This window comes from Mycobacteroides sp. LB1, from assembly GCF_013449725.1.
Lineage (GTDB): Bacteria > Actinomycetota > Actinomycetes > Mycobacteriales > Mycobacteriaceae > Mycobacterium.
Map to the genome: position 1 here is coordinate 1,952,851 of NZ_JACCFF010000001.1, position 12,383 is coordinate 1,965,233.

Annotated in this window: 14 protein-coding genes; 10 read left to right on the top strand and 4 right to left on the bottom strand. The window is 65.0% G+C overall.

The features are described 5' to 3' along the window. The first annotated feature begins 17 nt into the window (after nt 1-17). Nucleotides 18-437, top strand: a complete 420-nt coding sequence (locus MLB1_RS09470) for a PaaI family thioesterase (protein ID WP_180749384.1) — start codon at nt 18-20, stop codon at nt 435-437. Further along, complete coding sequence (locus MLB1_RS09475; protein ID WP_180749385.1) at nt 427-1,023, top strand: TetR/AcrR family transcriptional regulator; 597 nt, start codon at nt 427-429, stop codon at nt 1,021-1,023. Before MLB1_RS09470 ends, MLB1_RS09475 begins: the two co-directional genes overlap by 11 nt. On the opposite strand, the gene fadD8 is transcribed toward MLB1_RS09475, so the two are convergent. Both fadD8 and MLB1_RS09485 read right to left on the bottom strand, forming a co-directional pair. Next, entirely contained in the window at nt 1,020-2,609 is a 1,590-nt protein-coding gene (gene fadD8 / locus MLB1_RS09480) for a fatty-acid--CoA ligase FadD8 (RefSeq protein WP_180749386.1), read from the bottom strand. The two genes, MLB1_RS09475 and fadD8, sit on opposite strands and share 4 nt — an antisense overlap. A gap of 160 nt (nt 2,610-2,769) precedes the next feature. Continuing rightward, nucleotides 2,770-3,867: an LLM class flavin-dependent oxidoreductase gene (locus MLB1_RS09485; protein ID WP_180749387.1), complete on the bottom strand. Its 1,098-nt coding sequence runs from the start codon at nt 3,865-3,867 to the stop codon at nt 2,770-2,772. Between the two features lie 51 nt (nt 3,868-3,918). Here MLB1_RS09485 and MLB1_RS09490 point away from each other — a divergent pair, with 51 nt between their 5' ends. Together MLB1_RS09490 and MLB1_RS09495 are read left to right on the top strand one after the other, a co-directional pair. Continuing rightward, entirely contained in the window at nt 3,919-4,596 is a 678-nt protein-coding gene (locus MLB1_RS09490) for a VOC family protein (RefSeq protein WP_180749388.1), read from the top strand. Between the two features lie 41 nt (nt 4,597-4,637). Next, nucleotides 4,638-5,519, top strand: a complete 882-nt coding sequence (locus MLB1_RS09495) for an AIM24 family protein (protein WP_180749389.1) — start codon at nt 4,638-4,640, stop codon at nt 5,517-5,519. Here the strand turns inward: MLB1_RS09495 and MLB1_RS09500 are convergent. Next, nucleotides 5,516-6,370 carry a MarR family transcriptional regulator gene (locus MLB1_RS09500; RefSeq protein WP_180749390.1) on the bottom strand — a complete coding sequence of 285 codons (855 nt, stop codon included), beginning with the start codon at nt 6,368-6,370 and terminating at the stop codon, nt 5,516-5,518. The two genes, MLB1_RS09495 and MLB1_RS09500, sit on opposite strands and share 4 nt — an antisense overlap. 92 nt (nt 6,371-6,462) lie before the next feature. Here MLB1_RS09500 and MLB1_RS09505 point away from each other — a divergent pair, with 92 nt between their 5' ends. After that, a complete protein-coding gene (locus MLB1_RS09505; RefSeq protein ID WP_180749391.1) occupies nt 6,463-7,254 on the top strand; it encodes an SDR family oxidoreductase in 792 nt (263 codons plus the stop codon). Beyond that, nucleotides 7,251-8,324 (top strand): diacylglycerol kinase, encoded by a 1,074-nt coding sequence (locus tag MLB1_RS09510; RefSeq protein WP_180749392.1) that lies wholly within the window; start codon nt 7,251-7,253, stop codon nt 8,322-8,324. The genes MLB1_RS09505 and MLB1_RS09510 overlap by 4 nt, the downstream gene beginning before the upstream one ends. 25 nt (nt 8,325-8,349) lie before the next feature. Here MLB1_RS09510 and MLB1_RS09515 read toward each other — a convergent pair whose 3' ends face one another. Beyond that, on the bottom strand, nt 8,350-8,925 hold the full coding sequence (locus MLB1_RS09515) for a TetR/AcrR family transcriptional regulator (protein WP_180749393.1): 576 nt from the start codon (nt 8,923-8,925) through the stop codon (nt 8,350-8,352). Nucleotides 8,926-9,045: 120 nt separating this feature from the next. Between MLB1_RS09515 and MLB1_RS09520 the strand changes: the two genes are divergently transcribed. The 4 genes from MLB1_RS09520 to MLB1_RS09535 are packed head-to-tail and all read left to right on the top strand — an operon-like array spanning nt 9,046 to nt 12,319. Then, nucleotides 9,046-10,299, top strand: coding sequence for an NADH:flavin oxidoreductase/NADH oxidase family protein (locus tag MLB1_RS09520; protein WP_180749394.1), 1,254 nt, complete (start codon nt 9,046-9,048; stop codon nt 10,297-10,299). Beyond that, entirely contained in the window at nt 10,296-10,712 is a 417-nt protein-coding gene (locus tag MLB1_RS09525; protein ID WP_180749395.1) for a nitroreductase family deazaflavin-dependent oxidoreductase, read from the top strand. The genes MLB1_RS09520 and MLB1_RS09525 overlap by 4 nt, the downstream gene beginning before the upstream one ends. A gap of 48 nt (nt 10,713-10,760) precedes the next feature. Next, a complete protein-coding gene (locus MLB1_RS09530; protein ID WP_180749396.1) occupies nt 10,761-11,708 on the top strand; it encodes an oxygenase MpaB family protein in 948 nt (315 codons plus the stop codon). Between the two features lie 11 nt (nt 11,709-11,719). Next, nucleotides 11,720-12,319, top strand: coding sequence for a helix-turn-helix domain-containing protein (locus tag MLB1_RS09535; protein WP_180749397.1), 600 nt, complete (start codon nt 11,720-11,722; stop codon nt 12,317-12,319). The last annotated feature ends 64 nt before the right edge of the window (nt 12,320-12,383 follow it).

The following is a 12,383-nucleotide window of genomic DNA, read 5'->3' on the forward strand; positions in this document are numbered from 1 at the left end:
GACTACTCTCTAATATTGTGATCACCCTGGATCAGGCCCGACAGGTGCTCGATGCGCAGCCATTCAGTCGCCTCCTGGGCGCCTCCATCAGCCGGCTCGATGAGTCCGGAATTCAGCTCTCGCTCGACATCCGCGACGAGCTGCGGCAGCAGAGCGGGTTCATTCACGGCGGGGTGCTGAGTTACCTCGCCGATAACGCGATCACCTACGCCTGCGCCCTTGGCCTGGGCGGGGACATCGTGACCAGCGGATACACCATTGAGTACGTGGCCCCCGCGCGCGACGGTCTGCGTCTGCTCGCCGACGCATCCCTGGTGAGCTCGGGTCGCACCAAGGCGCTCGGCCGCTGCGAGATCTCCGTCGAGGATCACGACGGGCACACCAAGCTGGTCGCGGTCGCCCAGGGCACGAGCATGGTCCGGCGCCGTGGGGCGTAAGCCGCAGTACACCGCGGACGACATCCTCGATGCGGCCCTGAGCTTGGTGGCTTCGGGTGGGCCGTCGGCTGCCACCGCGGCCGCCGTCGGGAAGGTCCTGGGCGCACCCTCAGGTTCGGTGTACCACCGGTTCGCCAGCCGGGATGAGCTCGTGGCCCGCCTCTGGCTGCGGTCCATCACGCGCTACCAGGACGGGATACTTGCTGCGCTCGCGATGCCCGACCCCGACGACGCACTGGCGGCGACGATCGATCACGCCTTCGACTGGACCCAGCAGAACCGCAACGAGGCACTGCTGCTACTCCAGTACGAGAAGGCCGATCTGGTCGCCCACTGGCCCGATACCCTCGCAGCCGAGCTCACGTCGCTGAACTCTCGGGTGCGAAAGGCATTACGCGAGTACGCCGAACGTCGCTTCGAGGCGGTGACTCACGAGCTGCTCGACAAGATGGTGTTCACACTGATCGACATGCCGTATGCCGCGATACGCCGGCATCTACCCGATAGGGGCGAGCCCGCACCATGGCTTCGCGAGTTCATCCACTCCAGCGCGCGGAACCTTCTCTCGGGAGCGGAGGGAAGCTAGACCGCCGCGTACTTCTGACGCAGGGCCTTCTTGTCCAGCTTTCCCAGCGCGGTCAACGGCAGCGACTCGGCGACGATCACGTGCTTGGGCGACTGCACCGAGCCCTTGCGATCCTTCACCGCGGCCTGAATCTCGGACGTCATCTTGGAGACCGCGCCACCGCTACGGTCGGCATCGGCGCGCAGCACCACGATCGCCGTCACCGCTTCACCCCACTTCTCGTCGGGCACCCCGATGACCCCGACCTGCGCGACCGACGGATGTTCGGCGACAACGTCCTCCACCTCGCGCGGGAAGACGTTGAAACCACCGGTGACGATCATGTCCTTGGTCCGGTCGACGATGAACCAGAAGCCGTCCTCATCCTCGCGCGCGATATCGCCGGTGCGCAGCCAGCCGTTCTTGAAGGTGTCGGCCGTCTGCTCGGGCAGTTCCCAATAACCGCCTGCCACCAAGGGCCCCGCCACACAGATCTCGCCGGGCTCACCCTGCTTCACCGGCTGGTCGTTCTCGCCGAGCAGCGCGGTGCGCAGGAATGCCGAGGGCCTGCCGCAGCTGGAGAGCCGCTTGGCATCGTGATCGCCCTTGGCCAGGTAGCTGATCACCATGGGCGCCTCGGACTGGCCGAAGTACTGCGCGAAGATCGGTCCGAAACGCTCGATGGCCTCCGCCAGCCGCACCGGGTTGATGGCCGAGGCGCCGTAGTAGACGGTCTGCAGCGAGGACAGGTCGCGGGTGTGTGAATCCGGATGGTCCATCAGCGCGTAGATCATCGAGGGCACCAGCATGGTGGCGGTGATCTTGTGCTCTTCGATCGCCTGCAGGACGGCACCCGCATCGAACTTCGGCACCACCACCATCGACCCACCCTTCATCAGGGTCGGCATGAAGAACGCGGCCCCGGCATGTGAAAGCGGGGTGCACATCAGGAATTTGGGGCGCTCAGGCCACTCCCACTCGGCCAGCTGGATCTGCGTCATGGTGAGAATCGACTGCGAGGTTCCGATGACGCCCTTGGGCTTACCTGTCGTCCCACCCGTGTAGGTGAGCCCGTTGATGTGTTCGGGTGACAGGTTGATCGGCACCAGCGGCTTCGCCGCAAAGCCCGCAGCCACGGCAACCAAGTCGTGCCCCACCCCGGCCAGTTCCGCCGGAACGGGCCCGAGCGTCAGCACTCGGGTCAGCGTCGGCACCTTCTCCACCAATGCGGCGGCACGCTCCACGAACTGCGGCGTCGGGTCGATGACGATCGTGGTGATCTTGGCATCGGCCAGCACATAGGCATGGTCATCGAGGGACCCGAGCGGGTGCAGCGCGGTGCGTCGGGTGCCCAGCAGCTGCCCGGCCCCGATCACCAATAACACCTCGGGGCGGTTGAGCGCCAGCATGCCCTGACCGTCAGTCGGATCGGGCACCAGCGAAGTGAAAGCCTGGATGTACCTGCTGATCTCATCGGCCATCTGGGCGCCGGTGAGGGTCACATCCCCGAGTACCAGCGCGGGCACGCTCGCATTCTTTTTCAGGGCAGCAACCAGCAGGTGCCCGGAGTTGATCGACCCGTGCAGCGGGTCAAAGAGATCAGGCATCGCACTCCTCAGTGAATAGTCGCCGATCAGCCACTTCGCTCGACGTTAGAACATGTTCTAGTTTTGGGCAAGAACGAGCCCGTCAGCGCCACTATGGCGTGCCAAATCGGATTGCCGCACAGTCGGCCGCAACCGGCGCGCTCTTCGGTGAGGCTTGGGCTCAGGACGCGGTAAGTCCCTTGGCCCGCAGTGTGTCCCGCGAGCCCCACAGCGTCGACGTAACCTCTGCTCGCACCAACGGGACAACCTCTTCGGCGAATCGGTGCAGGGTGTCCTTCTGTTCCTCGAAATCGGCCTCGGGACTCAGCGAGATCGATTGGAACTCGTGACCGAAGGCGTCATGCCACTCCACGATCTTCTCGGCCACCCGTTCCGGCGATCCGGCCAGCACCGGCCCCCGATCGGCCGCGTCCTCGATGGATTCGAAGGACGGAAACTTGCCGACGGCCTTCGGATGGTCCTTGAGCTTGGCCATCTGCGCCAGCCTGGCCTCGTAGATCGGCCGGTACTGCGCGATGGCCTGTTCGGTTGTATCTGCCAGATAGAGGCCACCCGATCCTGCGCCCACGTACAGCTGCGCCGGGTCGTGCCCGTTCTCCGCGTAAAGCTCGCGATACCTGTCGATGAGAACCTTGTAGTTCTCCTTGGGCTGCAGGGCATTTGCGGTGACGATCGGGTCACCCCACTTGGCGGCGAGTTCGACGGCGAACGTCGAGGTCGCCGACCCATGCCAGATCCGGAACGGTCCGTCGTACGGCCGGGGCAGCGTGGTGGCGTCGGTAAGCGGATGCCGGTGCACCCCCGTCCAGTCGACGTGTTCCTCACGAAGGAGTCGACGCAATAGCTCGTAGTTCTCCTGCAGGTACTCGTACTGCTTGGCGATATCGAGTCCCATCAACGGGTACTGCCGGTCCTCATTGCCCTTCCCGATGACGATCTCCAGGCGACCGCGGCTCAGCTGGTCGATGGTGGCGAAGTCCTCGGCGGCGCGCACCGGGTCCAGCAGGGACAGCACCGTAACGCCGGTCGATAACAGGATTCGGTCGGTGGCGGCGGCCAGCGCACCCAGCAGCACGGTCGGAGCCGAGGAGAGCACGTCTCCCGCATGCCGTTCCCCGACCGCGAAGGAGTCGAAGCCCAGGCTCTCGGCCAGTACCGCAGTCTCGACCACGCGGTTCAGTCGGTCGGCGGCGGGCGTCAACGCCCCCGTCGTGGGGTTTGGTAGGTAGAAGACAATGTCGAGAAGCTGAAAGCGCACACCACCAGTATGCATAAGCGGACTTCGGTCCGGCAGGGAGGAAATGCTCTGATGATCACCGAACTGGACTCGGTGCTTCTGGACGTTCCAAATCTCGCTGACGCAAAGGCCGCCTACTCGCGGCTGCTCGGCACCGAAACTCCGCACCCCCAGCTCTACCTCGGGCTCCCCGAATGGGCACCGCACCCCGGGATGCTGTTTCGTGTCGAGGACCTATCGTCCACTGCTCGGATCCTCGAACGCCGCGGCCTCTCGCTGACTTCTCGCGGAGACCTCGCGACGGGACAGGCCGACGGACTCACCCTGGGATTGACTGAACGACCGGACGCGCCCGCACGGTCAGCCCCCGAGAGCGGCCAGATTGATCACCTGGTGCTGTTCTCCCCCAACCGCGACAGGATCATCGCGACGCTGTGCGGACGGCTCGGATTTGACCTGCGTTTGGATCGCTTGCAGCCCTGGGGTGTCCACCAATTGTTCTTCCGGTGCGCGGGCCTGGTGGTTGAGGTTGTACTCCGCACCGACGAGGCAGCCGACCCCGCCGGACCCGACTCGCTGTGGGGAATCGCCTGGCGCACCGCCGATATCGACGCCTCGTATGCCCGTCTGACGGCGGCCGATGTCACGCTCAGCGATATCCGAGACGGCCACAAGCCCGGAACACGGGTTGCCACCGTCAAAGATCCGGGGCTGGCGGTCCCCACAATCCTGATCGAACAACGTTCCTGATCGAACGACGCCCTTGAGCGAACACCGCTAGCTTGGTTGTCATGACGACTCCGAACCCCGGAAGCTGGCAACCCGACCCCGACGGACGATTCGAATTCCGCTGGCATGACGGCCAGCGCTGGACGGATCAAGTCGCACACCAGGGCAAGGTCAGTGCGGCTCCGCTGGGCGGCCCCGCACCGGCCGGGCCACAGGTCACCCAGCAGGCGCCGGCACAACCGGCGGCAGCGGCGCAGGCCGTCGGCAACGGATTCTCCGGCATCACCGGAGAATTGGTGGACGGACGGTTCAGCGAGAACGAGGCCACACCGATCTCCAACCAGAACGCGAAGCTGCTGCGCGTACGGCTCGGCGAGCCGTTCCTGGCACGCCAGGGGTCGATGGTCGCCTACCAGGGCAATGTCGACTTCTCGTTCGAGGGCGGCGGTGCGGCCAAGTTCCTCAAGAAGGCACTGACCGGCGAGGGCCTGCCGCTGATGCGGTGCTCGGGCCAAGGCGATGTGTTCCTTGCCGAGCGCGCCTTCGATGTGCACCTGCTGAATCTGAACAACGCAGGTCTGTCGATCAGCGGTAAGAACGTGTTGGCCTTCTCCGCGGGACTGAACTGGAACATCGAACGGGTAAAGGGCGCCAGCATGGTGACGGGCGGTCTGTTCAACACGACACTGCGTGGCACCGGTTGGGTCGCGTTGACCACCGACGGTCCGCCTGTCGTCCTCAACGCCGCCGAGGCGCCGACCTTCGCCGACACCAATGCGGTGGTGGCCTGGTCGGCGAACCTGCAGACCCAACTCAAGACAAGCTTCAAGGCCGGTGCCCTCATCGGCCGCGGCTCGGGCGAGGCCCTCCAGGTTTCGTTCCAGGGTCAGGGGTTCGTCATCGTGCAACCGTCCGAGGGCGTCCCCGTCGTCACGGCGGGCTAGTTCAACAATTCCGAAAGTTCCCGCGCCCCTCGCGTCAGCGTCGTGATGAGGGCTTCCCGCTCGGCGCGAGTCGCACCGGGCAGCAGCGGGCCCAGCTGAAGTTCATACGTGGCATCGGCACCCTCGAAGATCGGCGCCGCCAGATAACTGATCGGGAGCACATCGTCGGATCCCAGTTCGCCGCGCGAATAGGGACGCGAGGTGAGCCGGGACAGCTGTCGCAGCAGCCGTTCTCGCAGAGCCGCCTCCATCACCTCCGAGCCCACCGAACCGAGCAAGTCCGAGAGCAGGTCAACCATCCCGGTGTCATCATGATCGGGGCCGTAGACCACGTATCCGCAGTCGGAAACCTGCTGTACGAGGCGCTGACCGGAACGCGCACTCAGTCGACGAGCAGTACCGAGCCACTGTGACCGTTCGTCGGAGGAGCGCCACGGCATGACCGCCGAACCCGCCGGAAATGCCAGCGGAATGGTCTGGCCGACCGCAAATCCGGCGACGGCCCTGCGACCGGCCTGCGCCTTGGCGACGATCGTCAACGTCTTCGCACTGATTCGGCTGACGGTCGCTCCCGCCTGCGCCTCCACCGCGATTCGGGCGAGCATTTCCTGAATCTCCCGAGGCATGGCGGTGTCAACCGCGCGTGGGAGAGCCGATCCAATGCGATACCGAAGCTCATCGTCACGCGCCACCCACCCCGCGGCCTCCAGCTCGTTCACCACCGCGGTCGCGGTGGCCCGAGAAATACCAGTGGTCGTGGCGATCTCACTAACCGACTTGGGTTGGGTTGTGGCAGCAAGCATTTCCACGATCTGCACGACGCGAGCAGTCGGCGGTGAGATGGCCGGCATAGGTACTCCCCTCTTGCGCGATGCGAGGTCCAGGTCTACAGTGCATCGACTATTCGCCCCAAGGTAGTCGAATATTCGACACGGAGGTAGAGATGATTCTGGACCGATTCAGGCTCGACGGCAACGTCGCGGTCGTTACCGGGGCGGGCCGCGGACTCGGTGCGGCGATCGCCGTGGCCTTTGCGCAGGCGGGCGCCGATGTGGTCATCGCCTCGCGCACCGAATCCCAGCTGCGGGAGGTCGCCGAGAAGGTGGAGGCGACGGGACGTCAGGCGGAGGTCGTCGTCGCCGACCTCTCCGATACCGAAGCGTCCGCTTCCCTGGCACAGAAGGCCGTCGACCGGTTCGGGCGACTTGACATCGTCGTCAACAACGTGGGTGGCACCATGCCGAAACCCTTCCTGGACACCACCAATGAGGATCTCGCCGAGGCCTTCTCCTTCAATGTCCTCAACGGGCATGCGCTGGTGCGTGCCGCCGTGCCACACCTACTCAAGTCGGACAACGCGTCGGTCATCAACATCACGTCCACCATGGGCCGCCTACCCGGGCGGGCCTTCCTCGGATACTGCACGGCCAAGGGCGCACTCGCTCACTACACGCGCACCGCGGCAATGGATCTGAGCCCGCGGATTCGTGTCAACGGCATCGCCCCCGGATCCATCCTCACCTCGGCATTGGAAATCGTCGCGAGCAATGACGAAGTGCGTGGGACGTTGGAGAAGAACACCCCCCTGCACCGGTTGGGCGATCCGACCGATATCGCCGCGGCCGCGCTCTATCTCGCATCACCTGCCGGCAGCTTTCTCACCGGCAAGGTTCTCGAGGTCGACGGTGGCCTGATCGCCCCCAACCTCGACATCCCCCTTCCGGACCTTTCATGAGCAAGGCACGTGTGGCCGTATGGGGCACAGGCAATGTCGGCCGGCATGCGCTTGCCGGGGTGATCACCGATCCGAACATGGAACTCGTCGGCGTATGGGTTTCCGGACCGGACAAGGCCGGTAAGGATGCGGGCGAGCTCGCCGGGCTCGACATCACCACCGGGGTCACCGCAACCAACGACGCCGCGGAGATCCTCGCGCTCAAGCCCGACTGTGTTGTCTACACGGCGATGACCGACAACCGGTTGATGGAAGCTCTCGAAGACCAGCGCTCGATTCTGGCGGCCGGTATCAATATCGCCGCCAGCGCTCCGGTGTTCCTGCAGTACCCGTGGGGCGTCCTGCCCGAGAACATGCTTGAACCCATTGAAACCGCGGCACGGGAAGGTAATTCGTCGATCTTCGTCGGCGGTATCGATCCCGGATTCGCCAACGATCTGCTGCCGCTCGCGCTGATGGGCACCTGCCAGCGCATCGACGAGGTGCGCTGTATCGAGGTTGTCGACTACGCGACCTATGACAGCGCGACGGTGATGTTCGACGTCATGGGATTCGGCAAGCCGATGGACGAGACGCCGATGCTGCTGCAGCCGGGCGTGTTGTCCCTGGCCTGGGGTTCGGTGGTGCGTCAGCTCGCGAAGGGCCTCGGCATCGAGTTGGACGAAGTCATCGAGATGTACGAAAAGCTACCCGCCCCAGAGGATTTCGAGATCTCCTCGGGACATATCCCGGCCGGCACCATGGCGGCACTACATTTCGAGGTGCGCGGCATGAAGGACGGCAAGGCCGTGACGGTCCTCGAGCATTTCACCCGCCTGCGCGAGGATCTGGCGCCGGACTGGCCTCAGCCCGCACACGAAGGCGGCACCTACCGCGTCGAGATCACCGGGGAGCCCAGCTACATCTTGGATTTGGGCTCGTTCAGCGCGCACGGCGATCATAACTACGCGAACCTGATCGCGACCGCGATGCGTGTGGTCAACGCGGTCCCGGCCGTCGTCGCGGCCGATGCCGGTATCCGCACGACGCTGGATCTACCGCTGATCACGGGAGTGGGCAGGGCGGGCTAGAGCTGCCGGGGCCGGCGAGTGAAGGTTAGGCGGTGGATTCGGACGGGACGTACAACCGCACAAGCTCCGCCAAACGTTGCCCGACATCGTCGAGTGTCTCGGTCGACTGCTCCGCAATCGACATGATCACCGCGCCTTCGATCGCGGCGATCATCGTTCTCGCCAGTGAGCGCGCGGTATCCGCGCCCACCCCGTGGTTCTCCAGCCGTCCGGCAAGAAGCGCCTGCCAATCCCGGAACGCCTCGGCAGCCACCTCGGCTGCCTTAGGCGCCTCGGTGCGCCCCAACACGGCAGCGACGATCGGGCAACCGGCCTGCATCTCGGTCTCGCCGAGTTGCGCCTTCCATAGCTCGATAAACATCTGAATCCCCCGCACCGGGTCAATCCCGTCGCCGGCCGTCTTGATGATGTCCGTGAGCGCTTGTCCCGCGAGACGAGTCGCCTCGGCGACCAGCTCCTGCTTACCGCCCGGGAAGTTCAGGTAGATGGTCCGCCGCGAGACACCGCTGTCCTCGAGCAGCGCGTTGAGACCAGTTCCCGCGACGCCCCTGCGCCGCACCAAACCAGTCACGCTGGTGATCAAGGTGTCACGTGCCGACATCCCGCCTGCCTCCAAACTTGTCAGGTGTTAACTATACCGCTCAGTCTACTCAGACGCCTCCGACGTCGGTAGATAACCGAGATATTGCAGTATACCGATCGGTGTACTACCGTCGTCCGCGTGGTAGACCTACACGATCCCCTTCCCTTGGCCTCAGGCCAGGTTCTGCGCAATCGGCTCATGAAGTCGGCTCTCAGCGAGGGGCTCGGCGATATGTCCCAGGGCCCGGACCATCGGCTCGTCGAGTTGTACCGCCGCTGGGGCACCGGCGGATTCGGCCTCGTCGTGACCGGCAATGTGATGGTCGACCGCAGCCACCTGGGCGAGCCGGGGAACGTGGTCATCGAGGACGACAGGCATCTCGACGGCCTGTCCCGGTGGGCCAAGTCGACCAAGGACGGCGGCGGCCTGATCTGGATGCAGGTCAATCATCCGGGCAGACAAGCCAACCCGCTGGCGACCGCATCCCAGCCGGTGGCGCCGTCTGCCATCAAGATGAACGTCCCTGGGTGGCAGGCGCCCCGCGAGCTCACCGACGACGAGATCGAGAACATCATCGACCGGTACGCCACCACGGCGTCGATAGCCGACGCCGCCGGATTCGACGGTGTGCAAATCCACGGCGCACACGGCTACCTCGTCGCACAGTTCCTGTCGCCGCGCACCAACCAGCGCACCGACCGGTGGGGCGGCGACCCCGAGCGCCGGATGCGCTTCGTTCTCGAAGTTGTCCGGCGCACCCGCGCCGCAGTGAGCCCTGGGTTCTCGGTGGCCATCAAACTCAACTCCGCGGACTTCCAGCGCGGAGGCTTCACCGAGGAAGAGTCGCGCGCAGTCATCGCGGCACTCGCCTCCGAGGAGATCGACCTGATCGAAATCAGCGGCGGTACTTACGAATCCCCGGCTATGGAGGGCCGCCCGCTGGTGACATCGGCGTCGACCCAGGCCCGTGAGGCCTACTTCCTGGAGTACGCCCGCACTGCCCGCGAGGCCGCCGCCGATGTGCCACTGGCCGTGACGGGAGGGTTCCGCACAGGAACCGCCATGTCAGAAGCCGTCCAATCGCGTGATTGCGATGTCGTGGGACTCGGGCGTCCCACCACCGTCAACCCGGAGTCCGCCGACCGCCTGCTCACCGCGCGTCAGAACACGCTCACCGTCCCAGATGCGTCCCTCCCGATGCCGGCATGGCTGGCGAGAACCGGCAGGGCGAAGTCATTCCTCAGCGCACTGGAACTCCAGTGGCATAACACCCAACTGCACCGCCTGGGTGCGGGCACAGACCCCGATCCCACCGTCGGCCCCTGGATCACCGCGCTGCGGCTCCTTAAGAACAATGGTGTCGACGCCTTTCGTAGAAGGAGAAGTTCATGACGGACAAGACGCTGCGCAAGTTTCGCCGGGAGCGCGCCATGGGGCGATACCTGCTGAATCCCGCTGTCGCTGCCCTGACGAAGCTCGGCCTGCGCACGGCGCTGGCCTCCGAGCTGGAGACCACGGGCCGCAAGACCGGGCAGTTGCGACGGGTCCCCGTCTCGGTCCAGTTCGATGCGACCGGTGCCTGGGTCATCAGCCAGCACGGCACCCGCTCGGGCTGGGGCAGCAATATCGCCGCAAACCCGAATGTCCGGCTGAAGCAGGGAAAACGGTGGCGCACCGGCATAGCCCAATTCCGACCCGATGACGATGTCGTCGCGCGGGGCCGCAAGTTTGGGGCGGTCGGCGCACGCGTCGTCAAGGCACTGGAGACGACACCCGTCTCGGTGCGCATCGACTTCACCGACTGAGCGTTGGCACAGTTGCGCACTTTTGTGCCATTGAGCTAGTCTGGCGTTATGGTCGATCAGAGCGCCATCACTCGCCCCGTCAGCCTGGACGAAGGACTACGCGAGGCAATCCCCATGCCCGTCGACGATGGAGCGGACCCGTCCGTCGAGACACCCCGACTGGGCGCGGATTCGCTGGTTTGGAAGTTCTACGGCGATATCCGGGGGGTCCTGGGTTTCCAGCGGCTGGCCGGCACCGAGAATTGCATCGAGCAGCTGGGCAAGGCCGTCGAAGACCACTCAGTGATCTTCAGTGACACCCTCGGCCGGGCCCGCCGTTCCGGCCCGCCCATCATGAAAACGGTCTACTCCGCGGACCCACAAAAGTGGGGTCGGACGGTGCGGGATTTCCACAAGCCCATCAGTGGGACTATCAGCGACGGCACGCGCTACCACGCCCTCAACCCCGAGCTCTTCTACTGGGCGCATGCGACATTCGTCGATCAGGTGCTGTACATCACCGATACGTTCGTCCGCCGGCTGTCCTACGAGGAGAAGGTGGAGATCTTCGAGGAGAGCAAGGTCTGGTACCGCCTCTACGGCGTCAGCGCCCGCAACCAGCCACAGACCTACGACGAGTTCGTCACCTACATGGAGGGCATGTTCGACCGGTTCGTGCCGACCAAGACCATCCTCTACGCGACGGGCTACATCCGGCAGGGCGTGCCCGGGCCCAAGCAGATTCCGGCACCGATGTGGCGGGTGTTGTCTGCCCCGCTGAACGCCTTCATCCGGACGGTGATCGTCGGAACGCTCCCGCCACAGATGCAGGCCGTCTGCCGCCTGGAGTGGAACGACAAGAAGGAACGCAGTTTTCAGCGTTTCGCCAAGGTCATGCGTGCGTTGAACCCGGTGTTCAACAAGCTGCCGGTACGCGCCCTGTACCTGCCGTGGGCCGCGGAGGCCTGGAAGCGTGAGGGAGTGGACCCCCGCCCGCTGCACAACCGGGCGGCATAGAACACACACCGATGAGCAGCTTGCGCGAAGAGGCGAATACTCAGGGGGTGACAAGCGCACCGCCCGCCGACGCCGTGCTGGATGCCGCGCGCACCGAGTTCGAACGACACGGCATGCGCCGCGCCAATATGGACGCCATCGCACGCCGCGCCGGGGTGAGCCGACGGACCCTCTACCGCCGCTTCCCCACCAAGGAGGCGCTCTTCGAGCATCTCATCGAAACCGAGAGCCTCGGGATCTTCACCCAGCTGGCTCCTGCCGCACAGGGCCAGGACGCCGCGGGAGCCATCGTCGAATGCTTCACGCTGGCGATGCGGCTTATCACCGAAAGTCAGCTGGCCAGCACCATCATCGAGAACGAACCCGAGCTGGTCATCGGGCTCAACACACCCTCGGGCGAGAAGGCCATCGACCGCGCCAGCGCGCTGGTCGCCTCGACCCTTCGGTACAGCGGCGCGACAATGCCCGACGATGCGGCGCTCGCGGTCTCGGAAATCCTTGTGCGCCTGGTCGGTTCACTGCTCACCAACCGTGCGGGCGTCCTCGATATCACCGATACCGCGGCGGTGCGGCGGTATGCGCAGACCTACCTCGCCCGATTGGTCTGGTAAGGAACAATCTCTGTTCAGAAACTGACTTCCGGTCGGCTTCTGACTAAACTGCCTGCATGGCTAC

Bases quoted from the DNA above. Each gene is read 5' to 3' on its own strand.
- MLB1_RS09500 (WP_180749390.1), bottom strand. From the start codon at position 6,370: ATGCCGGCCATCTCACCGCCGACTGCTCGCGTCGTGCAGATCGTGGAA.
- fadD8 (WP_180749386.1), bottom strand. From the start codon at position 2,609: ATGCCTGATCTCTTTGACCCGCTGCACGGGTCGATCAACTCCGGGCAC.
- MLB1_RS09515 (WP_180749393.1), bottom strand. From the start codon at position 8,925: ATGTCGGCACGTGACACCTTGATCACCAGCGTGACTGGTTTGGTGCGG.
- MLB1_RS09490 (WP_180749388.1), top strand. From the start codon at position 3,919: ATGATCACCGAACTGGACTCGGTGCTTCTGGACGTTCCAAATCTCGCT.
- MLB1_RS09535 (WP_180749397.1), top strand. From the start codon at position 11,720: ATGAGCAGCTTGCGCGAAGAGGCGAATACTCAGGGGGTGACAAGCGCA.
- MLB1_RS09510 (WP_180749392.1), top strand. From the start codon at position 7,251: ATGAGCAAGGCACGTGTGGCCGTATGGGGCACAGGCAATGTCGGCCGG.
- MLB1_RS09505 (WP_180749391.1), top strand. From the start codon at position 6,463: ATGATTCTGGACCGATTCAGGCTCGACGGCAACGTCGCGGTCGTTACC.
- MLB1_RS09530 (WP_180749396.1), top strand. From the start codon at position 10,761: ATGGTCGATCAGAGCGCCATCACTCGCCCCGTCAGCCTGGACGAAGGA.
- MLB1_RS09495 (WP_180749389.1), top strand. From the start codon at position 4,638: ATGACGACTCCGAACCCCGGAAGCTGGCAACCCGACCCCGACGGACGA.
- MLB1_RS09525 (WP_180749395.1), top strand. From the start codon at position 10,296: ATGACGGACAAGACGCTGCGCAAGTTTCGCCGGGAGCGCGCCATGGGG.